The following is a 26,957-nucleotide window of genomic DNA, read 5'->3' as shown; positions in this document are numbered from 1 at the left end:
ATGCTAAAGACAGAAGAACAATGAAAGAAGAAATCATTATAGCAGGCTTCGGTGGACAAGGTGTATTGTCCATGGGAAAGATTTTGGCATATTCCGGATTGATGGAAGGCAAAGAGGTGACTTGGATGCCGGCTTACGGACCGGAACAACGTGGTGGTACAGCCAACGTAACAGTCATCGTAAGTGACGAGAAAATATCCTCACCCATCTTAAGCAAGTACGATGCCGCCATCATCCTGAACCAGCCGTCACTGGAGAAATTCGAAAGCAAGGTAAAACCCGGAGGCGTACTTATCTACGACGGTTACGGCATCATCAACCCGCCGACGCGTAAGGACATCCACGTTTACCGCATCAACGCCATGGATGCCGCCAATGAAATGAACAACGCCAAGGCATTCAACATGATTGTATTGGGTGGATTATTGAAAATCAAGCCGATGGTTACACTGGACAGTGTACTCAGAGGATTGAAGAAGACACTGCCCGAACGCCACCACCACTTGATACCGATGAACGAAGAAGCTATCAAGAAAGGAATGGAACTTATTCAGGAAATGAAATGAAAGGCTATGTAAAGCCACTCCCCATAAGAGGAGGAACTTTACGCCAGAATAAGAGATAAAGGAAAACGGATAAGCCCTTGTGATATTGATTTATTGCAAGGGCTTATTTCATTTCAAGCCGGAAAAAGTATGGATTCAAGGGCAGAGAACCGGAAGCAGTATAGAACAAAACAGAAAACAAGACAGTTTAAAAGAAGCAAAAAAGGCTGAATTCAGTAAGCAAATAATTTTTTATTGTATCTTTGCGCCTAATTATGAGACGAATTGTACTGACATATATATTTCTGTCCGTTATAGGGATATGGGGGGCTATGGCGCAAAACACCTTAAACCCGATGAACAATCGCGACCGGTTCGGTAACCAGATTGACCCGAATACCCAGCCGGACAATCTGGAAGACAGTACCAATACTGAGATTCAAAGTCTTCCACCCAAGCTTTACATGTGGAAACTAAGTGAGACACTGGGCAACCGTACCATCATACCTGCCGACACAGCCAGCCTCAACTTCCAGAGCACCAATCTGGTGGAAGGAATGTTCGGCCATTACAACTACTTGGGAAATTTAGGTTCTCCACGCCTCTCACGTCTGTTCTTCGAACGGGAGGAAAGCGAACCTACCATCTTCATGGCTCCCTTCTCCAGTTTTTTCACACGTCCCGACCAGGTGCTTTTCACCAACAGCAACGTGCCTTACACCAATCTTACCTACTACAAAGCCGGCAGCAAAGTGAACGGTGAAGAACGCTTCAAGTCCTACTTCTCCGTCAACGTCAACAAGCAGTTGGCATTTGGCTTTAACATCGACTATCTGTACGGACGCGGTTATTACCAGAACCAGTCCACCTCGCACTTCAATGCAGGTCTGTTCGGTAGCTATATCGGCGAGAAATACCAGGTACAAGCAGTCTACAACAACTTTTTCCTGAAGATGAACGAGAACGGCGGTATTGCAGACGACCAATACATCACCCGTCCCGAAAACATGTCCGGAGGAAAGAAAGAGTACGAGTCCACCACTATTCCGGTCAAATTGGAACAGAGTTCCAACCGTAACAAGGATTTTTATATCTATCTGACACAGCGCTATCGTCTTGGTTTTACGCGGAGAGTACGGAACACACAAGAAGGCAAACCGACGGTATCCGCACCCAAAGCCTCATCCTCCCCGTCCTCTGAAGCCGAAATATCCGCTTCGAACAACGACATAGCATTGCCAAACGACAGCATAGCATCAAAATCGGTCAGCACACTTGCAGCTGCCAATGACAGCCTGCCGTCTGTTTCTACCGCAGACAACGACTCACTTTTCGAAGAAGAGTTCGTCCCCGTCACCAGCTTTATCCATACCTTGAAAGTAGAGCGGTCGCGACACCAATTCCGTTCGGGAAGCGAGCCCGAAGGATTCTTCCCGGAAGACTACAAGCTTTACAAGAATTACAGCAACGACTCCACCACGGCATTCAGTGTAAAGAACGTGTTCGGAATAGCCTTGCTGGAAGGTTTCAACAAATACGCCAAAGCCGGACTTACGGCTTATATCTCCCACAAGTTCAGCCGGTACGACCTGATGAATACGGACACACTTACCGACATGCGCCGCATCCGCTACACCGAGCAGGAAATCTTCCTGGGTGGCGAACTCGCCAAGCGCGAAGGCAAACTGCTGCACTACAACGTAAACGGTGAAGTGGGGTTGGTAGACAAAGCCATCGGGCAGTTCCGCGTCAACGCCAATCTGGACCTGAACTTCCGTCTATGGAAAGATACGGTGAACTTCTACGCCCGCGGTTATGTGAGCAACACGCTTCCTTCCTTCTACATGCGCCATTACCACTCCAACCACTACAACTGGGACAACGACAACATGGACAAGGAATTCCGTACGCGTGTGGAAGGCGAGCTGAACATTTCCCGTTGGGGAACCAATCTCCGTGCCGGCGTAGAGAATATCAAGAACTACACCTACTTCAACCAAAGCGCCCTGCCCGAACAGAACGGAGGCAACATACAAGTGCTGTCCGCCACACTGAAACAAGACTTCCGCCTCGGTGTCTTCCACCTGGACAATGAGGTGACCTGGCAGAAGACGAGCAATGAAACAGTACTTCCATTGCCCCAACTCTCGCTCTACCATAACTTCTACATACTGGCTAAACTCGCCAAGAAGGTGCTGACCGTTCAGTTGGGTGCCGATGTCCGTTACTTCACCAAGTACAACGCACCTGCCTATGCACCCGGCGTCCAGCAGTTCCATCTGCAACCTACGGACGATTTGGTGGAAATAGGCGGTTACCCCATCGTAAACGTATATGCCAACCTGCACTTGAAGCGGACGCGTATCTTTGCCATGATGTATCACGTCAACGCGGGTATGGGAAGCGCCAATTCCTTCCTGGTGCCGCACTACCCCATCAATCCGCGCTTGTTCAAAATTGGCGTCTCATGGAATTTCTATGATTAACAGATGACTGTATGACGAAAAGCAGACTGCTCAAATACGCACTTCTGGGAATTGCAGCGGCTCTCATTGCCCACTATCTCATCGAGAAAGAAGAGAAACCGAAAGGTCATCCGCGCGATTATGCCGAGATAGCTGCCGAAGGCATCATACATGCTTCGACGGAATACAACTCCATCAGTTTCTATGTGGATGATGACACCTTGTCCGGTTTCCACTACGAGCTGATAGAAGCTTTTGCACGCGACCACGGGCTGCAAGCGGCCATATCACCGGAAATGAGCTTCAACAAGCGGCTGGAAGGCCTGGCCGACGGGCAATATGACGTGATTGCCTACGGCATCCTCGCCACCAGTGAGCTGAAAGACTCCTTGCTGCTTACCACCCCTATTGTGCTGAACAAGCAAGTGCTGGTGCAACGCAAGCTTGAGAATATTTCCGACTCGTCATTATTCATCAAAAGCCAACTGGACCTGGCTGGAAAGACACTGCACGTAGTGAAAGGCTCCCCTTCCATACTACGCATCCGCAACCTGGGAAATGAGATAGGCGACACCATCTACGTTGAGGAAATAGAGAAGTACGGTTCCGAACAACTGATTGCCTTGGTAGCCCATGGAGACATCGACTATGCCGTATGCGACGAAAGCATTGCCCGTACCGCAGCCGACAGCATTCCTCAAATAGACATCAATACCGCCATCAGCTTCACGCAATTCTATTCCTGGGGAGTAAGCAAACAGTCCCCTATCCTGCTGGACAGCCTCAACACATGGCTGGATAGTTTCAAAAAGGGAAAGGAATACAAAAAAATCTACAAACGATACTACGGGAAACGAAACTAAGCTGCACTTTTCCATACACGCAGCATATCCCTACTTTTACAACTAGTTATTAATCAACAGCTTATTACTGCAAAATGTATGCAGTGGCACTGCACACCGATATGCAGTACGACTGCAACAGTTATGCAGTGATACTGCAACACGTTTGCAGTCGCACTGCAAAATACATGCAGCAAGAATGCAAACAAGATGCAGTCATCAAATACCCATATCGATATTACGGAATACCCGAAGTAAAGAATTAGAGTCCTTCCACCTCCCTTAGCCACATCTCCGACGAAGCATCGCTCGGCATTCTCCAATCACCGCGCGGACTCAGAGAGATACTGCCCACCTTCGGACCATCCGGCAAACAGGAACGCTTGAACTGCTGGTTGAAGAAACGACGGCAGAAAGTCTGCAACCATTTTTTGATGGTTTCTTCATCATACATCCCCTTGAATGTGCGTGCTGCCAGGAAAAATATCTTGGAAGGACGGAAACCGCAGCGCAGGAAGTAATAAAGGAAGAAGTCGTGAAGCTCATACGGCCCCACCAAATCCTCGGTAATCTGCTGGATATTACCGTTCTCATCTGCCGGAATCAGTTCCGGGCTGATGGGAGTATCCACAATATCGAGCAAGGTAGCACGTGAAGCATCGTCCATATCATGCTCTGCCACCCATTTCACCAAGTGCTTCACCAGAGTCTTGGGGACGCTGGCATTCACACCGTACATCGACATGTGATCGCCGTTGTAAGTGGCCCATCCTAAAGCAAGTTCCGAAAGGTCGCCCGTACCGATAACCATTCCCCAGGTCTGGTTGGCAATATCCATCAAGATTTGGGTACGCTCCCGTGCCTGCGCATTCTCGTAAACCACGTCGTGCACATGGACATCATGGTCTATGTCTTTGAAATGCTGTATGCAGGCCTCCTTGATACTGACTTCGCGGACAGTCACACCGAGGGAGTTCATCAGGTCGATGGCATTCGTGTAAGTACGGTCGGTCGTTCCGAATCCCGGCATGGTGACACCGACAATACCCTGGCGGGACCATCCCAACTTATCGAAAGTCTTTACGCAAACCAGCAGCGCCAGCGTAGAATCCAGTCCACCCGAAATGCCGATAACGGCACTCTTCGCTTTAGTATGCACCAGACGTTGCGCCAGTCCGGACACCTGGATGGAGAATACCTCCTCACAGCGTTCGTCCAACGCTATCCCCTGCGGAACAAATGGATGCGGTTCAAAAGTACGTGTTAGGTTCAAATCCCTGCTGTTGACATACTCCGTAGAGATTCGTACCGGAAGGGCCGAAACACAATTTGCATGGCAAGCCGCGAAGGTCGTATTCACCCGGCGCTCCGTACGCAAGTGTTCCACATCAATTTCACTGATGACCACCTGCCCTTCGAAAGAGAAGCGTTCGTTTGCCGCCAGCAGAGTCCCGTTCTCATAAATCAGTCCGTTGCCGGCAAACACCACATCCGTAGTGGATTCTCCGAAACCGCATGAGCTGAATACATAACCGGCAATGCATCGTGCCGACTGCTGGCTGATGAGCGAGCGCAGATAATTGTGCTTGCCGATACCTTCATTGTCGGCCGAAAGATTGAACAAGATTTCCGCACCTTGCAGCGCCAGCGTGGAGCTGGGCGGTATGGGTGCCCACAAGTCCTCGCATATCTCCACTCCGAAAGTGGTATCCGCCGTTTCGAACAGCAGGTCTCTCCCCATCGGAATAATCTGCCCGCAAAGGCGCACACTGTTTTCTGCCACATCACATGCGGAAGTAAACCAGCGCTTCTCATAAAACTCCTTATAATTGGGAAGATAAGTCTTCGGGACAACGCCCAGCACTCTCCCCTTCTGAATGACAACCGCCGCATTCAGCAACACGCCGTTCAGTGCGACGGGCATGCCCAATATCGAGATAATATCCATCTGGCGCGTATTGTTCAGAATCTGTATCAATCCCATTTCTGCCTCTTCGAGCAGAAGTTGTTGGGCAAAGAGGTCGCCACAGGTATATCCGGTAATGCACAACTCGGGGAAAGCAATGATTTGCACACCTTTCCCGTCGGCTATAATAATCTCTTTTTCAATCTCTGAGGCATTGAACTTACAGTCAGCCACCTTGACACGGGGCACAGCCGCCGCTACTTTTACATATCCGTAATTCATAAGGATGCTATATTATTTATTCGGTGCAAAGATACGGCAAAATTCTGATTAAGAGAGATAAGAGAAAAACGTTTTCTCTATATCGGCACGAGAAACCGACTGAAGCCGGGTGCATCCTGCCTTCGCTTTTATGGCAAAAATACGGCAACCTGCCTACAAGAAGAGGAACATATATAAACAATTTTAATGACCGCAACTAAAAATTTTCCAAAAATCTTTTGGAGAATTATAGGAACTTCCTATCTTTGCAAGTGAATTAAAAATGTAATAATTACAAGTTTGAAACTTTAGATTATATGGATGTAGTAAAACGATTGCAGAATCATAATATCAAGCCTTCAGTACAGCGCATAGCCATCATGAATTACTTGATAGAGCATCGTACGCATCCCACGGTGGATGAAATCTATACGGCACTGTCTCCCTCCATACCGACACTGTCTAAAACAACGGTATACAATACCTTGAAACTACTGAGCGAGCAAGGTGCCGCACAAACCCTGACTATCGACGAGCGTAACACATGTTATGATGCCGATACCAGCCCGCACGGCCATTTCTTGTGCAAGCGTTGCGGAAAGATTTATGACTTGATGTGCAATAACAACGTCAAGAAGGTGGTCGACATGGATATGGACGGGCACGATGTGCAGGAAATCCACTACTATTATAAAGGAATCTGTAAACATTGCATAGAAGAAGAACGTTTAAGAACAACAAAGAATAACTAATTCAACTAATTAAAATCTGAGAGAAAATGAAAAAATTTAGATGTACTGTATGCGGTTACGTATACGAAGGAGATGCAGCTCCCGAAAAGTGCCCATTGTGTAAAGCTCCCGCAAGCAAGTTCGTAGAAGTTGAAGAAGCAACAGCTGACGGCCCGCTGGTATTTGCCGACGAACACGTAATCGGCGTAGCCAAAGGTTGCGACGACGAAATGATTAAAGACCTGAACAACCACTTCATGGGCGAATGTACAGAAGTTGGTATGTACTTGGCAATGAGCCGCCAGGCAGACCGTGAAGGCTATCCTGAAGTTGCAGAAGCTTTCAAGCGTTACGCTTGGGAAGAAGCAGAACACGCTGCTAAATTCGCTGAACTGCTGGGTGACTGCGTATGGGACACCAAGACAAACCTCGAAAAGAGAATGAACGCAGAATCAGGTGCATGCGAAGACAAGAAGCGTATCGCTACCCGTGCCAAAGCATTGAACCTCGACGCTATCCATGATACCGTTCACGAAATGGCTAAGGACGAAGCCCGTCACGGTAAAGGTTTCGAAGGTCTGTACAACCGCTATTTCAAGAAATAATCCTATACTTTTATAGTAATGTGAAGAAAAGGGACTGCTAATGTTAGTAAGTCCCTTTTTTTATTCCAACTTTTTTCACTTTACAATGTCACGTTTGTATTTCCCATTCGTCTTATCTGTGTAAATGGAACTCAAAGAATTCAAAATAACCGTTCTTCCACTCCGTGCCAAGCTGTTGAACTATGCACGGAAGTTGACCGACGAACCGGAGGATGCAGAAGATGCCGTCCAGGAGGTACTGCTCAAGCTATGGAACAAAAGGCTTGAACTGGAGCAATACCGGAGCATCGAAGCATTTGCCATGACGTTGACGCACAACATCTGTATAGATATGTGGCGCTGCAAACGCAACGACACCCTATCTCTCGACATAGTGCAGGCGGCATCCCCCACCGGAACACCGGAACGGCTGTTGGAAATCAAAGATGAAATCCGTCTGATGCACGAAATCATCGACTCGCTGCCCAATCTTCAACGCACCATCATGCGGATGAAGGACATCGAAGGATACGAAACGGACGAAATCGCCGAAATCACGGGATGCGGACCGGAAGCCATCCGCAGCAATCTGTCAAGAGCCCGGAAGAAAGTGAGAGACGTTTACCTGCGAACCATACAAGAAAGAAAAGAAAGGAGAAATGAGCCATGAAGATAGATGAACTGCTGGATAAATATTTCGAAGGGGAAACTTCCTGCGAAGAAGAGCGTGAACTGCGCCGTTTCTTTACCGAAGAGGAAGTGCCGGAGCACCTGCAAACGTACCGCCCGCTATTCGCTTATCTGAACCGGGAAGCAACTTCAATGGCAGAACCGACAGAGGAAAAATCCGTAACAACAGAATCGGCAAAGGAAGTACCCACACAGCGAAAGCCTTCCCGCCTCTATCGCACATTCTATGCTGTCAGCGGCATTGCCGCCGGATTGCTCCTGCTTCTCGGGGTAGCTAAGATTATATTTCCGCTTTCCGGTGTTCCCGAAAATTATGTCGTCATCGACGGCCAGCGGTATACAGACGAGAAACTGGTGGAAGCCAAAGCACTAGAAGCCCTGCAGAACGCCAGCTTCACGGATGAAGATTTAAGCAACTTACTGTTTCAACACTAATATAACAAGGTTATGAAAACATCTATACTGATTTGCATACGTAGTCTGTGCCTCTTTTCCCTGCTGATTTGCCTGCCAGCCTTTGTACATGCACAAGAGAGACTGCAAATAGCCGACCTATTCAGCAAGTATGGCGAGCAAAAGGACGTGACCAGGGTAGAACTGAACGGCAGTATCCTGAAATCTTACCGCATGACTACCTACAAGAGCCTTGTGTTCAAGAATGTATCCCCCTATCGCCGGGAAATTCAGCAGGCCATTGTACACGACAAGCAAGATAACGCAAAGAAGGCGCAGGAGGTAATGGAAAGCGGTGTGCTGCGCAGCGCTTATTACCAACTGAAAGAGGTGGAACGCAATGGAAAGAAGCTGAACCGCTACATCATTTTCAAGATAGGAAAAGACTCCATGGGCACTTTGATTTACATAGAGGGTCTGCTCAGTGAAAAGGAAATGATGGATATGCTTTACAAATCGGAATAACACTAAAAACAATATACGATATGAAAACCAGAATTATGATTTTGGCCTGCCTGCTTGCTGTGCCGGCCGGCCGCATGGCAGCACAACAACAGACTGACCCTGAACAGAAAGCTACAGTACAGACACAAGGCGACTCCATCATCATCCGGAAAGGAAAAGGAGACATGCGCATCAAGGTGTACGAAGAGCAGTTGGAAGACGGAGAAAAGAAAGAAGTACAAATTTATGAAGGAGTCTATCTCGAGAAAGTGGATGCAGACAAGCGCACTTTCCTCGACGCCCTGCCATTCATCCCCAAAAAGAGAAGATACAATGCTTACGAACCGCACTGTTCCGGTCTGTATATTGGCTACAGCCGGCTGGCTAACGACTTCCTTTCCTTCGGAGCAAGCGACAAGATGGGACTCGACTTATCCAAGTCATGGGAATTCGGCTTCAACATCCTCTCCGTATATCACAACTTCAAGAAGAACCCGCATTGGGGAATCAACCTGGGAGTCAGCTGGGGATACCGTTCTTTCAATATCGACGGTAACTATGCCTTGCTGAAGGAAAACGGAACCAGCATCTTCACCGCAGGCAACGAAGACACCAGTTACAATAAAAGCCGTCTGCGCCATTTCTTCTTCCGTGTACCCGTATTGATGGAATGGCAGCAAAGAGTGGGAAGAAACAAAGTGTTCTTCAATGCCGGTCCCGAATTTGAGATACGTCACAGCGTGAAGTCATTCTCACACATCAACGGAGGCAAGAAGAAAACCGTAGGCAAAGGTATGTATGTGCAGCCCGTCGGCATAAACCTGCTGGCACAAGCCGGTTATGGTAATATCGGCATTTACCTGCGCTACTCCACATACGGATTATTCCAGAAAGACAAGGGACCGGAAGTATCTCCCTATTCATTTGGCGTGGCATGGTATCTGTAATCCCTCCCCTATAACACAAGACTCCCCGAAATGTATTTGTACATTCCGGGGAGTTCTTTTATACCCTAAGGTATTGACAATGAAAGGTTATCTGCAATGAAAATTGTTCTTCTAAAAACGCATGCCCAATGTAAATAGCACTTTACTGCGAGTGTTGGTAACTTCCGTTGTTGGCGGTGTTACCAAGCCGTTTATATCATTATAAAACGGATAGAAATCAGATTTATAAGTATCGAATTTATAAGCCAAATCCGCATAAAACGAAGAAAAGCGATAACCGATACCTAAAGTGAAAGTATTCATCGATTTGCTATTGGCAAAATCCGTATCTGTATTTATAGAATTGGAAGGCAATGCCTTAATAGCATCCTTTTTATAGGCTGCAGTACTGTAATTGTAACCGGCACGCAGAGAGAAAGCAGGTATCGGCTTGTATTCTGCTCCTAAACGAAGCGTACTTACCCCCTTCATACAGAGGTCAGCCTCACCCGTTTCCCATGCCATCTCGTCACCTTCAGGATATTTGAACTTCATGCTTGAGTAGTCCTCATATTCATATTCAGCTCCCAAAGCCAGATTATTACCGACTGTATAGCCCAAACTTGCATTAAATACCCACGGGGTTTGCAGCTTAAAATCACGGTCCATATCTCTACCGCCTAATGCAGAATAAGTATCCACAGTGGTACGAGTAAGAGTTTCATCCCCAGCCTCATTCGGTAAAAACAAATCCGAAGTCAGCAACGCTCCCGTAGTATAAGTCAGTTTGTAATAAGTAGGAGTATGCACAGCCAAACCTATACGAAGCGGAGAATCCTCAATCGGCCGGAAGATGGCACCGAATTTGAAGTCGAAACCCGAACCGTGTATACGGTTAAAGCTCTCCAAAGAGTAGCCTTCCTCATAAATCTGCCCGTCGCCCTCCCATTTGTAGGCATACATTTCATTATAGAGAGAATATTTGTTGTAATCCACATCGTAAGCACCCAGAGTAACACCAAAGTAAAAACGGTCATTTATATTGAAGGAGATATTGAAATCATATTGGTCAATACCGCCACGCTCACGCGACAAGAAATAAGCATCCGCTTCGGAAGGAATATAAGGAAGATAAGTATTATAGTCCTCACTTTCTATATCCTCAAGAACAAGTGCACCTTGATACCCCATAGTCCCCAGCCATCCAGCATAATTATGTTGATAAATATCCTTGCGACCATAGTCCAAATAAGCTCCTTGATCCGGGTAATCATATTGAGGACGATGATAGAACGCATAAGCTGCATCCGTAGCCTGCTGCGCCATACTCCGCACTTGAGATACATATTGATTATCTATGCTTCCCATCACCCCCTGCATCGTCATATTCTTATAGAATGACTTTGATTTGTGGTAATTAAAACCAAAATTCACATACCGCAAAGGAGTATGATTGCCTATCTTCGAAGCTATCACAAAACCGGCATTATCAAAACTCCAGCGGTTCTTGTTCGTTTCAAATTTATTACCTACATAATTGCTTTCTGTGCCCGTCATTGAATAGCCAAAGGTAAGCATAGCATCATTGCTACGATAAATACCGATACCGGCAGGATTGGTTCCTATGGTAGAAATATCACCACCCAATGCTCCCATAGCTCCGCCCATTCCGACAAAACGGGCGGTTCCATTCAATTCCTTCTGTGCAATATTCGTTGCATCATATATTGTCTGTGCCCCTGCGCCTACAGCTGTAAACATAGCAAGGGCTATCATGGTTATCTTCTTCATAATTCTTAGTCTTGTTAGATTAAAACATACTTATACTTACCGTCTTCTGGAACCACCGCCGCCACTGGAACGACTGGCACCACCGCCACCACCACTGGAGTAACTGGAACGTGAGCTACTGCCTGAAGAGAAGCTGGAAGAAGAACGGGTGCTACTGGATGAACGTACTGGAGCAGAATATGAACGATTGCTGCTACGATTGTTGTCATTGGAGTAGCTGCGTGCCGGTGCGGCGCTTGAACCTCTGTTATAAGTCGATGAAGTCCTGCTACGAGTGGAAGTTCCAACAGAAGAGCGTACACCGGAAGAACGACTGCTACGAACTCCTTCTACGCTACTATTATATGAGCTACTACGCGTACTGCTTGGACGGGTGTAAGTGGAACGGCGGGTAGAAGCCGCACTCGAACGGTTTACACTTGAGCGAGTTGCAGAAGAACTTGAACGAACTGTAGACGAACTTCTTGTGCCTACCACCCGACGGGTTGACGTACCGGTACTGCTACGTCTCACTTGACCGGAAGTAGTACTGCTACGACGTACAGTCTGCCCTCCATTTACAGTAGAAGAACGGCGGGAAGTAGAGGACGATACTCTGTTTCCGGCATAAGAAGAACGGCTCGGACCATAAGAACGTCTATTGGTATATGCATTTCCCCAATGGCCGCCTCCCCAATGACCACCGCCACCGGGATAATATCCGGGATGATAGTGATGGTGATGATGATGTCCCCACCAGCCACCGCCGTACCAGCCGCCCCAGCCAAAGCTCCAGCTCGGACCGTACCAGCTGTTCCATCCCCAGCCATAGTAAGGATAGCCGCCCCAACCATAAGAGTTATAGCGCCAATCCCACCACAAGCGGTTGGTGAATGTAGGGAAAGCATATGCATATAATCCGTCGGTATACACGTTCCAATCCCAGGAATTCAAGCCATAGACCACATCCCAATATAGCGGGCTGCTGATGCTGATGGCATAACGGGGATTACGGAAACGGATGATACGGGTAGCATACTCGTAATCATCCTGCGAACCTTCAAATTCACCGTTCACCCATTCGCCGTCCAGGCCGTCATCTTCTTTTTCATTGATGTAAAGGGTATCGTTCTCCATCACGAAATCATTGTCGCGGGAGTCATAACGGCGGTTATATTCGTCCACATCGCGGGTGTTTCCCTTACGGTCTTTTACTACAACAGTAGTGCTTCCCGGCGATGAATAGACAGTGGTCGGTACATTCGACTTTACTACAATCTCTTCTACGGGAGCAGCGACTTTCTTCTCCTGCTTCACCTCTTCTTTTTTCTCTTCCTTATTCTTGGAAGGAGTGTAGTAAAGGTCGTCATCTATACTTTGTGCCACCAGTGTCCATGGGAGGCACAAGGCAAAAAGCGATAAAAAAACAATCTTTTTCATATTAGTTTGGTTTATGGATTTTACGTTTATCTATTTCTTCACGTCACAAAGATAACGCCGGATTTTATCCCATGCAGCAGATTTTCCCCAAAGATTTATAGGGAATTCCCTAAATACCCCGCCTTTTGACGAGGCAAGCGGCACTTCCGCATAAAAAATGAACAAGTTCATTTTATTCTGCCCTCGGTTTACATTACCTTTGCAGTGTGAAAACAAAGATACGCAGAAATAGATTTGTTCTTTAAAATCTTCTTCTGCATTTAACAAACAATCATATTCCGATGAAATATTTAGAATTTACATTCCGCACTGTTCCGTGCACAGAAATAGTCAACGATGTACTTTCCGGAGTCTTGGGTGAAGCTGGCTTTGAAAGTTTTGTTGAGCAGACCGACGGTATCACTGCCTATATACAGAAAGAGCTGTATAACGAATCTCTACTCAAAGAAGCACTTGCAGACTTCCCTCTGCCCGATACACAGATAGAATATAATTTCGTAGAAGCCGAAGACAAAGACTGGAACGAGGAATGGGAGAAGAACTTCTTCCAGCCCATCGTTATCGGAGACCGTTGTGTCATTCACAGCACTTTTCACAACGATGTCCCACAAGCAGAATATGACATCGTCATCAATCCGCAAATGGCATTCGGCACAGGGCACCACGAGACAACAAGCCTCATCATAGGCGAACTGCTGGATAGTGACCTGCAAGGCAAAGCATTGCTCGATATGGGTTGTGGGACTTCCATCCTTGCCATACTGGCACGCATGCGTGGAGCCTCCCCTTGTACAGCTATCGACATAGATGAATGGTGTGTGCGCAACTCCCTCGAAAATATAGAATTGAATGGAGTGGACAATATTGCCGTATCCCAAGGCGATGCCTCCTCTCTGGAAAGCAAAGGTCCTTTTGATATGGTTATCGCCAACATCAACCGCAATATCCTCCTGGCAGATATGAAGCACTACATAGCCCGCATGAATCCCGGAGCGGAATTGTTGATGAGCGGTTTCTACATAGATGACATTCCCGTCATCCGCGAAGAAGCCGAACGCAACGGGCTGCACTTTGTCCACCATCGTGAGAAGAACCGGTGGGCAGCAGTGAAATTCCAAAAATAATAAAGGTCAATACTAAAAAGCTAAAGGTCAATATCAGGAAGCTAAAGTTGACCTTTAGCGTTCTATACAAGGAGTTTTCAACGTAAGCTCCAAAAGTTCCTCCATTGTACCATTAAAGACGTTCAAATCCACCTCTTCTTCAATACCGGGCACAGTGCCTACATCCGTGTGCTGCCAAAAGTGCCACTTGCCCTCATAACGCACGGAATCTACATAATAATGGGCTATCCAATAAGGATAAGCATTGAAAATGGAATCGCTGAGATAGCGTTTCTTGAATTTATAGGAAGTATAAAGAATAGGCTTTACGCCGTAATGCGCCTCTACCCTATCCAGCCAAGTCTTGACTGCCGTTTTAAGTTCCTGCGGTGACTGCTTGCCGGTAGTCTCCACATCAAGTACGGGAGGCAGGTCTCCCTTTGCCAGCTGCACGGTACGGATAAAGAAATCGGCTTGCTTGCGGGCATCGGTCTTAGGGATAAAATAATGATAGGCACCACGGATAAAACCGTATTTACGCGCCTGGCCGAAGTTCTGCGTAAACGTATCGTCACCATGATCGCCGCCTTCGGTAGCTTTCAGAAAAATAAAGTGAATGGGAAATTGGGCTTCTCTATTATGTGTCAGGAGTTCCCAATCTATCTTTCCCTGATAGTGGGATATGTCTATGCCATGCACCTCATAGTTGCAAGGCATACATACACCGTAACCTTTCTGACCATAACAAGGCTTCCAGCGATAAGCATAAGGACGAATGAAAAACCAGTAAAAGCCGGTAGAAAAAACAAGAATGATACAGACCGCCAAAAGATTGCGCAACCATACGGGCATGGTACGTGGCTGCATTTTCTTCTTGCTCCGCGGAGAGGAAGAACGACGGGCGGCAGTAGTTTTACGCCGGATATTTGTGGAGGTCTTGGTTGCCATGAGCAAAGGAAAAGAAAGGGCGGAATGAACCGCCCCTCCGTTTTATTGTCAACTTGTTGATGCATCAACTTATTTAGCCTGCTCCAGCTGCAAAGTCTTCGTAGCCTGGTCGCAAACTTCTGTCGGACCGAAGTACTGGATAGGGCCTGGATAAACGTAGTCTGTTTCCATAGCCCAACGGTCACGCTGAGCAGCGAATGCCTTGAACGGAGCACCGTCCAGCTTCACCAGAGCCTTCTGGATAACTGGCTTCATTTCACCGTGGCGACGTTCCATGTTCATCATCATAGTGATGGGCACACCGCCTGCAATCCATTCTTCGGCAGGAGCAGTAGTGTTGCGTACAGAAGACATGTAACCGGTCTTTCCGTTAGCAATCAATGCAGATGCTGCATAACCCAAAGAGTAGCAGTAGTCAGCGTCGAAGTTAGACGGAGCAGCGCAACGTCCTTCGTAACCGAAGAAGTGGTGCTGTGCAGCAAACTTGCCTACGAACTTGCCCTCTTCTTTCCACTGAGCCAGCTTAGTGCCAACCATTTCGGACAGCAACTTTTCTGTTTCAATCAGAGATACCTGTACGTTTCCGTGCGGGTCGCGGTCCAGAGACAACTGGCGAGCCACGCCTTCGGGCAAGCTTGCGTAGATGACCGCATTCTCCGGAGAGAGTTTACGGATGATATAATCGCGTTGGTGAGATTTCTTAATTTGAGCAAACTCTTCTGCATTGGCAGCAAGGAAGTCGTTCAACTCAGCAATCAGACGCTTCATGGCCGGGATGAATTCAACCAATCCTTCGGGGATAAGAACCGTACCGAAGTTGTTACCCTGGGCTGCACGTTCAGCAACGACCTTGGCAATGCTGGTCACGATGTCGTCCAAAGACATATCCTTAGCTTCAACCTCTTCAGAGATGATACACATATTGGGTTGAACCTGCAATGCACATTCCAAAGCGATATGAGAAGCGGAACGTCCCATCAACTTGATGAAGTGCCAGTATTTACGAGCAGAGTTACAGTCACGTTGGATGTTGCCGATTACTTCAGAGTAAGTCTTGCAAGCAGTATCGAAACCGAAAGAAGTTTCAATCATATCATTCTTCAAGTCACCGTCGATGGTCTTGGGGCAACCTATTACCTGCACGCCATAATTCTTGGCAGCATAGTATTCAGCCAGTACGCAAGCATTAGTGTTGGAGTCATCGCCACCGATGATAACCAATGCCTTGATGCCGAGTTCTTTCAGGATTTCATAACCTTTCTCAAACTGTTCTTCCTTTTCCAGCTTGGTACGGCCCGAACCGATGATGTCAAAACCACCCGTATTGCGGTATTCATCAATGATGTCAGCAGTCAGTTCCATATAATTATGGTCAACCAAGCCGCCAGGACCCAGAATAAAGCCATACAATTTGCTGTCTTTGTTCAGCTTCTTGATACCGTCGAAAATACCGGAAATCACATTGTGACCGCCAGGAGCCTGTCCACCGGAAAGGATAACACCCACGTTCATTGCGGGGAAGTTAACCACCTCATCGGTAGTTTCAAACTTAATCAAAGGCATTCCGTACGTATTGGGGAACAATTTCTTGATTTCTTCCTGGTCAGCAACAGACTGAGTAGCTGCGCCTTCTGCAGCCTTAACAGTTCCTTTCAGCGCTTTCGGAAGTTTGGGCTGATAGGCAGCCCTTGCAATTTGCAATGCACTTTTAGTCATTTCTCTTAATTATTTAAAGGTGTTAGTAAAGTTCCGTTTAAAAGCGTCGCAAATTTCGCTTTTTTTCGTAAGATATGCAAACGAGAGGCCGAAATAATGTATAAAATGACATTTATCGTTTTTTATCCTAAAATAAAAAGGAGAAGAAAGCAATTAACTGATTTATTGTGTTATCTTTGCCGCAAAGTTTGAGTTACGAGTCGTTATCGCATTGTTCTTCTTTTAATATACAACTATTATTAGGCGGTCTCTTCCATAATTATTCTCCATACTCCAATTTAATAATTACAATTAATTAAAATTTCAAATGAACATTTACATTTCAGGTTTAAATTTCAGCACAACAGACGCTGACTTAAACGATTTATTTTCAGAGTACGGAGAAGTTTCTTCTGCAAGAATCATTACAGACAGAGAAACAAGAAGATCCAGAGGTTTCGGTTTCGTAGAAATGCCGGACGATGCAGCAGGCCAAAAAGCCATTGACGAATTGAACGGTGCTGAATTTGACCACAAACAAATCTCGGTAAACGTGGCACGCCCCCGCGAAGAAAGACCTTCCAATGGCGGCAATCGCGACAGAAGAGGCGGTTACAACTCTAGAAGATATTAATATTCTTAACTACTGACAAAAGCAGGAGGTGTTGTAGCAATACCCCCTGCTTTTTTTATAACTCAATAAATAAAAATACATGGCCAAATCCATCTCCGCAGACAAGCGTGAAAATGAAAAGAAAAGACTCGCCCGACGAGCTGAAAAACAAAAAAAGAAAGAAGAAAAAAAACTATCCAACAAAGCCAATAGCTTTGAAGATATGATTGCCTATGTTGACGAAAACGGCATGATAACCTCTACTCCTCCGGCAGAAAACACTCCCAAAGAAGAAATAAAGCTGGAAGAAATCGTCATATCAACTCCCAAAAAAGACAAGGAAGAACCGGTCATCCGCAGAGGACGTATCGAGTTTTTCAATGAATCGAAAGGCTTCGGCTTCATCAAGGACTTATCCGGGGTCGAAAAATACTTTTTCCACATTAATAATGTGCTGACAGATATAGCAGAAAACAATATTGTGACGTTCGACCTCGAACGTGGCCTTAAAGGCATGAATGCCGTAAACGTAGCTCTTGAAGTAGAAAAGGCAAAGGAAAAGAAAGAAAACAAGGAGACTCTAAATACAGAATCCTAGATGAAATAAGCCAATTATAGAACAAGGGCGTGTATATACCATCAAATATTTCGATACATACACGCCCTTGCTGTCTTCTTTAATCACACGTCATTCGGTTTGCCAGCCACCCCCCAATGCCTTATAGACATTTACCATGGCAATAAGTTCGTCGCGGATGGCATTGCTCACCCCTATTTGGGCATCGAAATAACCACGCTGGGCATCGAGCACATCCATATAATTGATGACGCCGTTGATGTATTGCAACTGTGCCAAATCCACATATCCCTTGGCAGAACGTTCAAGTTTGGCACGCAGTTGGTAGACCTCCTTTATCTTATTGAAATCCACAATGGCATTCTTCGCTTCCTTAAAAGCATTCAGCACTGTCTTTTCATAGCTATGCACTTCGGCTTCAAAAGAAGCCTTCTGTGCATTCAATGCAGCACGGTTCTTTCCCCAACCGAAAAGCGGTGCCAAGACCGCCCCATTCAATAAGGAATAGGGGGATTCCAGAAAATTGGACAACACATCACTTTCCAATCCAAATTGTCCGGTCAGGGCCAGACGGGGGAACATATTGGTATAAGCAACTTTCACTCTGGCATGTTCAGCCTTCAACTGCTGCTCTGCCGCACGGACATCGGGGCGACGTTCCAACAAATCCGAAGGCAGACCTACCGGTAAGGACTCCGGCACATCCAGTTCCTGCAGAAAATTGACACGCTTGATACGGGTAGGGAATTCCCCCACAAGGAAGGATATATCATTTTCTTTCAGAGAGATACGGCGTTCCAAATCCGGAACAAGAGTAGCCGTACGAGCCAACTCCACTTGAGCCTGTTGATAAGAGGTCTCCGAGGTCAGCCCTCCTTCAAAACGGATACGCGCCAAGCGCACTCCCTCTTCACGCGCCTTTTGTGTCTGGCGCACAATCTCCAGTTCCGTATCAAGGGCTACCAGCTCATAATAAGCCTGCGCCACTTCGGCAACGATGGTCATGCGCAACGCACGCTGCGCCTCCACACTTTGCAAATATTCGGCCACAGCAGCCACTTTTTTCCATCTCAAGTTTCCCCAAAGGTCCAGTTCCCAAGAGAGCAACGCCTTGGCTTCGTAAGTATTGCCTACATCACGGCTATGACCACCGTAAATCTCCACCTCGCGCTCAGCCTCCACCTTTCCGGTGAGCTGCGGCAGAAGGTTGGCAACACTGATACGTTTTTGGGCAGCCATCTCCTTGACACGGGAAGCTGCAATCAGCATGTCTTTGTTATATTCCAGAGCACGGTCTATCAAAGCACGCAGCGTGCTGTCCGTATAAACTGCCTGCCACTGTTCATCGGCTATGCTCATGCTATCCTGCTGCTGTGCCAGGCTATCCGGCAATGCCATCTCCGGACGCACATAGCTCTTGCCCACCTTGCATGAGGTAAGGGCAAACATACTCAGCAACAAAATAATATATATGTTCTTTCTTTTCATAAACGTTGTCTTTAAAATCAGTCTTTCTTAATCTTATGCTGCACTTTGGCTTTTGTCTTGTATACCAGGACAAAGAAGAACGGTACAAGCACAATACCGAATACAATGGCAAATATCATTCCGAAGAAAACACCCGTACCGATGGCCTGACGGCTCGCCGAGCCCGGTCCGCTTGCCAACACCATAGGAAGCATTCCCAATACAAAGGCGAGGGAAGTCATCAGGATAGGCCGGAAACGGAGTTGGGCAGCATGGATGGCAGACTGTATCAAGTCTCCTCCCTTGTCAACCTGCACCTTGGCAAACTCCACAATCAAAATGGCATTCTTTGCCGCAAGCCCCACCAGCATCACCAAGCCGATCTGGAAATAAATATCATTCTCCAATCCGCATATCACAACGCCCAGATAGGCACCCAAAGCGGCAACCGGCAGTGAAAGCAATACAGCGATAGGCACCGTCCAACTTTCATATTGCGCAGCCAAAAAGAGGAATACGAAAAGGAATACCAGCGTAAGCACAAGACCCGTCTGTCCTCCCGCCTTCTTTTCCTGATAGGAAAGGCCACTCCACTCCAGACCGATATTGTCCGGCAAGTGGTTACGTGCAATCTGCTCCATAATCTCCATTGCCTGGCCGGAACTGTAGCCTTGTGCCGCAGAACCGCGGATGACGGCAGTGGTAAACATATTGAAACGCTTGATACTGCCCGGACCGGTGGTATAAGAGGCATTTCCCAAGGAAGTAAGCGGCACCATCACTCCGTCTTTTGCCTTTACAAAGAACAAGTTGATATTGTCCTTATGCTCACGATAAGGAGCCTCGGCCTGGATATACACCTTATATATACGGTTGAACATATTGAAGTCATTCACATATACTGAACCGGTATAGGCCTTCATGGTAGAGAATACATCCGCCAGGGGCACACCCAGCATTTTCACCTTATCACGGTCCACATCAAAATAAAGTTGCGGTATTTCAGACTGCAAGGATGATGAAAGCCCCGTCAGCTCCTTATGCTTCTGGGCATAATACATCAGCGTATCTGCCGCCTGCACCAAGTTGTCAAACGTCGCCTCTCCACGCGCCTCAAGCTGCATTTCGAAACCTCCCGAGGTACCCAATCCCGGAATGACCGGAGGCGTGGAAAGATAGACCTTGCATTCGGGATATTCCTTCAAATCCTTCTCCACATTCTCCATTATCTTATCGATGGAAATCCCCTTACGCTCTTCCCACGGTTTCAGAATAACCGTCAGCTCACTGCGTGCCTGGTTGCTACCCACACGGGGGCTGCTACCCGTCACGTTCTGCACATAGGCCACATAGGGATTCTTCTCCAAGTATTGCACGGCACGGTCGGTCACCACACGGGTTCGCTCCAAAGTAGCACCTTCCGGCAACTCCAACTCTATCTTAAAATAGCCCTGGTCTTCTACCGGCAGGAAGCTGGTAGGCACCAACCGGTGGATAATGAAAATGGCAACCAGTACCAGGCCGAACGCACTCATCAAGCGGCGGGGATTCCTGATGACCCGGTTAATGACAGCCACGTATTTGTGATTGCCCAAGTTCAGCCATTCATTGATTTTGCGGAAAACTATGTTCTTTTTCTTTCCACTGTCGGGCTTCAATATGAGCGAACACATGACGGGACTAAGCGTCAGGGCCACTACCGTAGAAAGCAATACGGAAACGGCGATAGTAATGGTAAACTGACGGTATAACTGTCCGGTGATTCCGCTCAAGAAACTTACTGGCACAAACACGGCACAGAGCACCAACGATGTGGCAATCAAGGCACTTGCCAATCCGTTCATCGCCTTTTTGGTAGCTTCATACGGGCTCAATTTCTCCGTCTCCATAAGATGTTCTACATTCTCCACCACCACAATGGCATCATCCACCACAATACCGATGGCGAGAATCAATCCAAGCAAAGTCAGTATGTTCAGAGAGAAACCGAAAATAAGCATGAAACCGAAGGTACCAATCAGGGAAATAGGTACCGCAACAATCGGTATCACCGTCGCACGCCAACTTTGCAAGGATAGAAATACAACCAGCACCACCAGAATCAGCGCTTCGAACAACGTCTTGTACACTTCGTGAATGGATTCGGAAATATAAGTCGTCATGTCGAAGGGAATCTCATAACTCATCCCCTCAGGGAAATTTGCACTGATTTCCTCCATAGCAGCCTTTACGCTCTTTGCAACTTCCATTGCATTGGCCCCGGGAAGCATATAGATACCGAGAACGGCAGCATTCTCACCGTTGATGCCACTCTCTGTGCTATATGAAGATGCTTCCAATGAAACACGCGCCACATCGCGCAGACGGATAATGGAACCGTTGGCATTGGCACGGACCACAATGTCCTCAAACTGCTTTGCCGAACTTAAGCGTCCCTGGGTAGTGATAGGGATAGTAATGTCGAGTCCCTTCACCGGCTGTTGTCCCAAAACACCCGCAGCAGACTCACGGTTCTGGTCCTTCAGGGCATTCTGCAAATCCTGCACCGTCAGTCCGAAGTTGGCAAGTTTGTCGGGCAACGCCCATATCTGCATGGCATAGTAGCGACTGCCAATGTTGGAAACACGTCCAACACCGGGGATACGGCGCAACAAGTCGAGTACATTGATAGTAGCAAAGTTACTCAAATAAATTTCGTCGAACTTCGGGTCACTGGAAGTCAGACAGATGGTCATCAACTGGCTGGGAGCCTGCTTTTCCACAGAAATACCGTTCTGAATCACTTCGGCTGGCAAACGGCTCTCCGCCAGTTTCACACGGTTCTGTATTTCTACGGCAGCCAAATCCGGGTCGGCAGACACGTCGAAAGTGACCGTAGCTGAAAATCCTCCGGAATTAGAACTGTTGGACTCCATGTACAGCATACCGGGAGTACCGTTTATCTCTTGCTCGATAGGGGTTGCCACCGCCTGCGAAACAGTCAATGCACTGGCTCCCGGATAGGAAGCACTGATTTTCACTACGGGAGGCGTTATCTGCGGATATTGGTCTACCGGCAGCATGGTCAGGCCAATGATACCGACAATTACAATCACAATCGATATCACCGCCGAGAATACCGGGCGGTCTATAAAGAAACTTACTTTCATAACATCATTACTTTGAAGGGTTGTTGTCCTTTGATTTATTCTCAGTCGGAGTAGTCTGCTTCGTTTCGGAAACAACCTGCTTGTTCAGAGAATCACTCGTCTGTTCTTCCTCCTTTTTAGGAACGGCAACCTGGGCACGTACTTTCATACCCGGAGTCAGCTTGTGGAAACCTTCCGTCACAATTTGTTCTCCGGCAGCCAGACCACGTTCAACCACCCAATTGTTGCCAAATTCAGGTCCCAACTCAATGAAACGCTTTTCAACCGTAGAGTCCCGGCGCATCACAAAAATATATGCACCACCTTTCTCAATGGTAACTGCCTTTTGAGGAACGGCGACAGCACCCTCACGTACATCCAGCAACAGCTTCACCTTTGTAAACTGCCCCGGCAACAACACTCTGTCAGGATTCGGCATTTCTGCACGTACGGAGAATGTTCCGGTCTGAGGGTCCACCTGAGGTTCGGCAAAATCCACATAGCCCTTATAAGGATAGACGGTATTATCCGCCAAAGTAATCGTAATGTTCGGCTGCCAGGAACGTGTAGAGTCCTGACGCCCTATATCGATATTCCGTTCCTTGCTTTTCAGGTAATCCAATGCCGTCATGCTGAAATCTACCAGAACCGTATCACTTTTCACAACCGTAGCCAGCAAGGACTTGCCTCCCGGTCCGACCAATGTTCCCAAATCCACATTTCTTTCACTGATATGTCCCGATAGCGGAGAACGGACCAACGTATATCCCAATTCCAATTCAGCCTGGTCCAAATCGGCCTGGCTCATCGCTACTGAGGCTTCTGCAGTCTCGTAAGCAGCCTGGGCATTGTCCAAATCCAGCTGGCTGGCAGCGTTCTGCGCATAGAGGGGGCGGATACGCTCCAAATCGCGCTTTGCCTTCAATGCCTGCGCTTCATCCTTCTTTAACTGTGCACGAGCTTTGTCAGCCTTTGCCCTATACTGGTCCTGGTTTATCACAAAAAGTACCTGGTTCTTGGTGACATATGTTCCTTCTGCGAAAAGCATATTCTCCAAATACCCTTCCACACGCGCACGTACCTCTACAAACTGCTGAGCGCGAATACGTCCCACGTACTCGCCATATATCTCCACATCTCCTTTTTCCGCAGATTCCACAATCACGGTAGGAGCTTCCGATTCCACCTTCTTAGGCCAAGTCAGAATAACGTAACCTGCCAACAATACCGCCATGCAGGCAACCATCATCAGCAACCTCTTCTTCTTTAGTTTCAATTCTTTTTTCGTAAAAGACTGTCTCATGCTTGTTTGTATATTAAATTTAACCCTGTTTCTTTCTATTAAAGCAAATCCGATGCCAATCTATCACCATCTCATCCATTACGTCTAACAAACTATATATCAAGCAGAAAAGCAGACGGCAGTTCTTTATTCATGGTGGCATCCTCCATTTTTCCCTGTGGAATGTGTCCACAGTTTGTGGAATAATTCCACAAAACTACTAAATTAAAAACACATAAAAACCCTTTTTTGCTCTACACTAACAAAGAAAAACATTATCTTTACCGAAAATAATTCAGATTATTCATTTTAAACGTAAAGATTATGGCAAGTAGAAAAGAACTAAAGAAGAATATAAACTATATTGCAGGTGAATTGTTCACAGAGTGTCTTGTAAACAGCTTATATGTGCCTGGAACAGACAAACAAAAAGCCGATGAACTGATGGCTGAAATTCTGAAAATGCAAGATGAATTCATAAGCCGCATCAGCCACACCGAGCCAGGAAATGTAAAAGGTTTCTACAAAAAACTTCGTGCTGACTTCAATGCAAAAGTAGACGAAATTATTGACGCAATGGGCAAACTGAAATAAGATGAAGAAAGCCTTTTATAGCTTCATTTATTATCGCCTGCTGGGCTGGAAGACAAACGTGACGGTGCCCGACTACGACAAATGTGTAATTTGTGCGGCACCCCATACTTCCAATTGGGACTTATTTATCGGTAAATTGTTTTATGGTGCCATCGGCCGCAAGACCAGTTTCATGATGAAAAAGGAATGGTTCTTTTTTCCTCTGGGACTGATATTCAAAGCCGTTGGCGGCATTCCGGTGAACCGGGGACGTAAATCTTCCTTAGTGGACCAAATGACCGAAAAGTTTGCAAACAGCAAGCATTTCCACCTGGCTATTACACCGGAAGGAACCCGTAAAGCCAATCCCAACTGGAAGAAAGGTTTTTATTACATAGCACTTAAAGCACAAGTGCCCATCATGCTTATCGGGATTGATTATCCTTCCAAGACCATCTCCTCTACCAAGGCTGTCATGCCTACCGGAGACATCGAAAAGGATATGCGCGAGATAAAACTGTACTTCAAGAACTTTAAAGGAAAAAATCCCGAAAATTTTGATTTAGGAAATATCTAATCAGGTATTAAGCATTAATGCCATGCGAATAAGCATCTTGCAAACAGACATCGTCTGGGAAAATAAACAAGAAAATCTCCGTCGTCTCCGCGAGAAGTTAGAAACTCTTCGTGGAACAACGGAGATTGTTGTTTTACCGGAAACATTCTCCACCGGCTTTAGTATGGACACCGCCAGCTTGGCCGAACCCACAACGGGAGAAACCATCGCAACACTGCGCCAATGGTCCGAAGAGTACCGGCTTGCTCTTGCCGGCAGCTATATTGCCTGCGAAACAGCCTCGGAAGGCGGAAAGCCATCCTACTACAACCGCGCATTCTTCCTTACGCCCGAAGGCAATGCTTACTATTACGACAAACGCCACCTCTTCCGGATGGGGCACGAGACAGAACATTTCACCCCCGGCAACCGGCGTCCCATCATCCGATATCGCGGCTGGAATATACTGCTGCTTGTATGCTATGACCTTCGTTTCCCGGTCTGGAGCCGCAATACGAGCAATGAATACGACCTCCTGATTTACGTCGCCAACTGGCCCATTCCCCGCCGGAAAGTCTGGGACATCCTGCTGCAAGCGCGCGCGCTGGAAAACATCAGTTATGTCTGCGGTGTCAACCGTATCGGCAAGGACGGCAGAGACATTCCACACAGCGGAGGCAGTGTGGTCTACTCTCCGAAGGGGGAAGTGCTTGCCACTGTGCCCGACAACGAAGAGGCGATTGCCACCGCCTCCCTCAACCTTTCCTCCCTGCAGGAGTTCAGGCTAAAGTTTCCCGCTTGGAAAGATGCGGACGAGTTCGTTATTTCTTCAAATAATAGTTCACAGTAGTCACTACACGTACGCTTTTTATATAAGGAGTATAGGCATCGCGGTCACTTATGGAGAACTGCCCTTGCGAGGCATTGCGGATTTTCCCCAGTTCACTGTCCGAATCCTTGGCAAACTTCTCGGCTGCAGCACGAGCGTTCTTCGTGGCCTCCTCTATCATTCTGGGCTTCACTTCGTTGAGACCGGTGAATTCATAAGACACATTATATTTATAATCCCCTCCCGTGATGGCAATACCCTGCTTCAAGAGTTCAGCCTGCCCCGACATGAGCTTACGCACCCTATCCACATTCTTGGAAGTGACAGTGATGACAGACGTGGCATTATAACGATAGGCCACGTTGCGGTCAACGTAACGTTCGGCCTGCATGTCAATCACTTCGGGCGGTGCAATACTGATTTCCTCCTTCTCAATACCGTTGTTTTCAAGGAAACTCACGACGGCAGTGTTTTTCTTCTCCATATTGGCATAAAGCAGTGCAGGGTCATTACCTATGTCTTTGTAGACAAGAGGCCAGACTACCTTGTCGGCAGGCACTTCCATTTCGGCCAGCCCTTTCACACTGACCACACGGTCCTTATTCACAAAATTGTTGATACCGCCTTTTACCATGATTCCCAACAAAAGCAGCCCCACGGCTATGATGGCTGCTTCTACTTTCCAGCTTTTCATACATTGATATTTTAGAGTTTATAAACACACACAAATATAACAAACCCAAACGACAAAAAGTGCGATGAATGGTCTATTTTTATATGATTATCCTCACTTATACCCCAAACGAACGAGACATTATACAAAATGCACCAAATCCTCTTTTTTAGAGTATTTAATGAAAATACCCAAAAGAAGGAGTACATCTTCTCCAAAAAGTACCTATTTTTGTCCTTCGAAACAATGTCAAAGCGACAACATGATTAATTTAATAATTCTAACCCCTAAATCCTATGTTGACCCAACGTAAAATCCATACTCACGGTGGCGGTTGGCCGTGACTTTATGGAATGACCGAAGACACTTTCCGTACAACCGTCAAAACCCATATGAGATATGGGACGACCAGTATTTCTTAATTAATCTTCAGCAATATGCGGATGAACATTGTTT

General features: G+C 46.9%; 24 protein-coding genes. 15 read left to right on the top strand and 9 right to left on the bottom strand.

The features are described from left to right. Positions 1 to 20: 20 nt before the first annotated feature. The 3 genes from DXD78_RS02295 to DXD78_RS02285 all read left to right on the top strand — a co-directional run bounded on the left by DXD78_RS02295 (position 21) and on the right by DXD78_RS02285 (position 3,873). Positions 21 to 566, top strand: coding sequence for a 2-oxoacid:acceptor oxidoreductase family protein (locus tag DXD78_RS02295; RefSeq protein WP_005826606.1), 546 nt, complete (start codon positions 21 to 23; stop codon positions 564 to 566). A 254-nt stretch (positions 567 to 820) separates the two neighbouring features. Next, positions 821 to 3,031, top strand: a complete 2,211-nt coding sequence (locus DXD78_RS02290) for a putative porin (protein WP_005826610.1) — start codon at positions 821 to 823, stop codon at positions 3,029 to 3,031. A gap of 11 nt (positions 3,032 to 3,042) precedes the next feature. Further along, on the top strand, positions 3,043 to 3,873 hold the full coding sequence (locus DXD78_RS02285; RefSeq protein WP_005826612.1) for a transporter substrate-binding domain-containing protein: 831 nt from the start codon (positions 3,043 to 3,045) through the stop codon (positions 3,871 to 3,873). 241 nt (positions 3,874 to 4,114) lie between these two features. On the opposite strand, the gene DXD78_RS02280 is transcribed toward DXD78_RS02285, so the two are convergent. Further along, positions 4,115 to 6,040: an NAD(+) synthase gene (locus DXD78_RS02280; protein ID WP_005826617.1), complete on the bottom strand. Its 1,926-nt coding sequence runs from the start codon at positions 6,038 to 6,040 to the stop codon at positions 4,115 to 4,117. A gap of 296 nt (positions 6,041 to 6,336) precedes the next feature. Here DXD78_RS02280 and DXD78_RS02275 point away from each other — a divergent pair, with 296 nt between their 5' ends. From DXD78_RS02275 to DXD78_RS02250, 6 genes are all read left to right on the top strand, one after another. Continuing rightward, positions 6,337 to 6,771, top strand: coding sequence for a Fur family transcriptional regulator (locus DXD78_RS02275; RefSeq protein WP_008663677.1), 435 nt, complete (start codon positions 6,337 to 6,339; stop codon positions 6,769 to 6,771). A 26-nt stretch (positions 6,772 to 6,797) separates the two neighbouring features. Next, positions 6,798 to 7,355: an NADH peroxidase gene (locus tag DXD78_RS02270; RefSeq protein ID WP_005836026.1), complete on the top strand. Its 558-nt coding sequence runs from the start codon at positions 6,798 to 6,800 to the stop codon at positions 7,353 to 7,355. Between the two features lie 124 nt (positions 7,356 to 7,479). Then, positions 7,480 to 8,004, top strand: a complete 525-nt coding sequence (locus DXD78_RS02265; protein ID WP_005836025.1) for an RNA polymerase sigma factor — start codon at positions 7,480 to 7,482, stop codon at positions 8,002 to 8,004. Further along, positions 8,001 to 8,459: a hypothetical protein gene (locus DXD78_RS02260; RefSeq protein ID WP_009036822.1), complete on the top strand. Its 459-nt coding sequence runs from the start codon at positions 8,001 to 8,003 to the stop codon at positions 8,457 to 8,459. The genes DXD78_RS02265 and DXD78_RS02260 overlap by 4 nt, the downstream gene beginning before the upstream one ends. A gap of 12 nt (positions 8,460 to 8,471) precedes the next feature. After that, positions 8,472 to 8,942 carry a DUF4252 domain-containing protein gene (locus DXD78_RS02255; RefSeq protein WP_005826627.1) on the top strand — a complete coding sequence of 157 codons (471 nt, stop codon included), beginning with the start codon at positions 8,472 to 8,474 and terminating at the stop codon, positions 8,940 to 8,942. A 20-nt stretch (positions 8,943 to 8,962) separates the two neighbouring features. Then, a complete protein-coding gene (locus DXD78_RS02250; protein WP_005826629.1) occupies positions 8,963 to 9,868 on the top strand; it encodes an outer membrane beta-barrel protein in 906 nt (301 codons plus the stop codon). A gap of 111 nt (positions 9,869 to 9,979) precedes the next feature. Here DXD78_RS02250 and DXD78_RS02245 read toward each other — a convergent pair whose 3' ends face one another. Together DXD78_RS02245 and DXD78_RS02240 are read right to left on the bottom strand one after the other, a co-directional pair. Continuing rightward, positions 9,980 to 11,638: an OmpP1/FadL family transporter gene (locus tag DXD78_RS02245; RefSeq protein ID WP_009036820.1), complete on the bottom strand. Its 1,659-nt coding sequence runs from the start codon at positions 11,636 to 11,638 to the stop codon at positions 9,980 to 9,982. A 36-nt stretch (positions 11,639 to 11,674) separates the two neighbouring features. Continuing rightward, complete coding sequence (locus DXD78_RS02240; RefSeq protein WP_009036819.1) at positions 11,675 to 13,057, bottom strand: hypothetical protein; 1,383 nt, start codon at positions 13,055 to 13,057, stop codon at positions 11,675 to 11,677. 281 nt (positions 13,058 to 13,338) lie between these two features. Between DXD78_RS02240 and prmA the strand changes: the two genes are divergently transcribed. Then, entirely contained in the window at positions 13,339 to 14,181 is an 843-nt protein-coding gene (gene prmA / locus DXD78_RS02230) for a 50S ribosomal protein L11 methyltransferase (protein WP_005836023.1), read from the top strand. Positions 14,182 to 14,235: 54 nt separating this feature from the next. On the opposite strand, the gene DXD78_RS02225 is transcribed toward prmA, so the two are convergent. Further along, the gene (locus tag DXD78_RS02225) at positions 14,236 to 15,108 is read right to left on the bottom strand and encodes a glycoside hydrolase family 25 protein (RefSeq protein WP_005836022.1); all 873 of its coding nucleotides are present in this window, start codon (positions 15,106 to 15,108) and stop codon (positions 14,236 to 14,238) included. Between the two features lie 69 nt (positions 15,109 to 15,177). Then, positions 15,178 to 16,824: a diphosphate--fructose-6-phosphate 1-phosphotransferase gene (locus DXD78_RS02220; RefSeq protein ID WP_117652474.1), complete on the bottom strand. Its 1,647-nt coding sequence runs from the start codon at positions 16,822 to 16,824 to the stop codon at positions 15,178 to 15,180. A 307-nt stretch (positions 16,825 to 17,131) separates the two neighbouring features. Here DXD78_RS02220 and DXD78_RS02215 point away from each other — a divergent pair, with 307 nt between their 5' ends. Next, a complete protein-coding gene (locus tag DXD78_RS02215) occupies positions 17,132 to 17,437 on the top strand; it encodes an RNA-binding protein (RefSeq protein ID WP_005826648.1) in 306 nt (101 codons plus the stop codon). A gap of 79 nt (positions 17,438 to 17,516) precedes the next feature. Further along, a complete protein-coding gene (locus DXD78_RS02210; RefSeq protein WP_005826650.1) occupies positions 17,517 to 18,014 on the top strand; it encodes a cold-shock protein in 498 nt (165 codons plus the stop codon). A gap of 90 nt (positions 18,015 to 18,104) precedes the next feature. Here DXD78_RS02210 and DXD78_RS02205 read toward each other — a convergent pair whose 3' ends face one another. Genes DXD78_RS02205 through DXD78_RS02195 form a run of 3 tightly spaced genes read right to left on the bottom strand, consistent with a single transcriptional unit; the run spans position 18,105 to position 23,891 of the window. Then, entirely contained in the window at positions 18,105 to 19,481 is a 1,377-nt protein-coding gene (locus tag DXD78_RS02205; protein WP_009036816.1) for an efflux transporter outer membrane subunit, read from the bottom strand. 17 nt (positions 19,482 to 19,498) lie between these two features. Then, positions 19,499 to 22,609 carry an efflux RND transporter permease subunit gene (locus DXD78_RS02200; RefSeq protein ID WP_005826654.1) on the bottom strand — a complete coding sequence of 1,037 codons (3,111 nt, stop codon included), beginning with the start codon at positions 22,607 to 22,609 and terminating at the stop codon, positions 19,499 to 19,501. Between the two features lie 7 nt (positions 22,610 to 22,616). Further along, positions 22,617 to 23,891 carry an efflux RND transporter periplasmic adaptor subunit gene (locus DXD78_RS02195; RefSeq protein ID WP_009036815.1) on the bottom strand — a complete coding sequence of 425 codons (1,275 nt, stop codon included), beginning with the start codon at positions 23,889 to 23,891 and terminating at the stop codon, positions 22,617 to 22,619. A gap of 303 nt (positions 23,892 to 24,194) precedes the next feature. On the opposite strand from DXD78_RS02195, the gene DXD78_RS02190 reads away from it, so the two are divergent. From DXD78_RS02190 to DXD78_RS02180, 3 genes are read left to right on the top strand one after another with little or no spacing between them, the layout of a single operon-like run. Further along, the gene (locus tag DXD78_RS02190; RefSeq protein ID WP_005826660.1) at positions 24,195 to 24,464 is read left to right on the top strand and encodes a hypothetical protein; all 270 of its coding nucleotides are present in this window, start codon (positions 24,195 to 24,197) and stop codon (positions 24,462 to 24,464) included. A 1-nt stretch (position 24,465) separates the two neighbouring features. Beyond that, complete coding sequence (locus DXD78_RS02185; RefSeq protein WP_005826663.1) at positions 24,466 to 25,020, top strand: 1-acyl-sn-glycerol-3-phosphate acyltransferase; 555 nt, start codon at positions 24,466 to 24,468, stop codon at positions 25,018 to 25,020. Between the two features lie 22 nt (positions 25,021 to 25,042). Then, a complete protein-coding gene (locus tag DXD78_RS02180; protein WP_009036814.1) occupies positions 25,043 to 25,849 on the top strand; it encodes an amidohydrolase in 807 nt (268 codons plus the stop codon). Here the strand turns inward: DXD78_RS02180 and DXD78_RS02175 are convergent. After that, positions 25,821 to 26,522, bottom strand: coding sequence for an SIMPL domain-containing protein (locus DXD78_RS02175; RefSeq protein WP_009036813.1), 702 nt, complete (start codon positions 26,520 to 26,522; stop codon positions 25,821 to 25,823). The genes DXD78_RS02180 and DXD78_RS02175 overlap by 29 nt on opposite strands. Positions 26,523 to 26,957: the final 435 nt, after the last annotated feature.

Origin of the sequence: Bacteroides sp. D20 (assembly GCF_003436255.1) — a bacterium.
In the GTDB taxonomy this organism is placed as follows: Bacteria; Bacteroidota; Bacteroidia; order Bacteroidales; family Bacteroidaceae; genus Bacteroides; species Bacteroides uniformis.
This window is presented reverse-complemented; position numbering and strand designations above follow the sequence as displayed.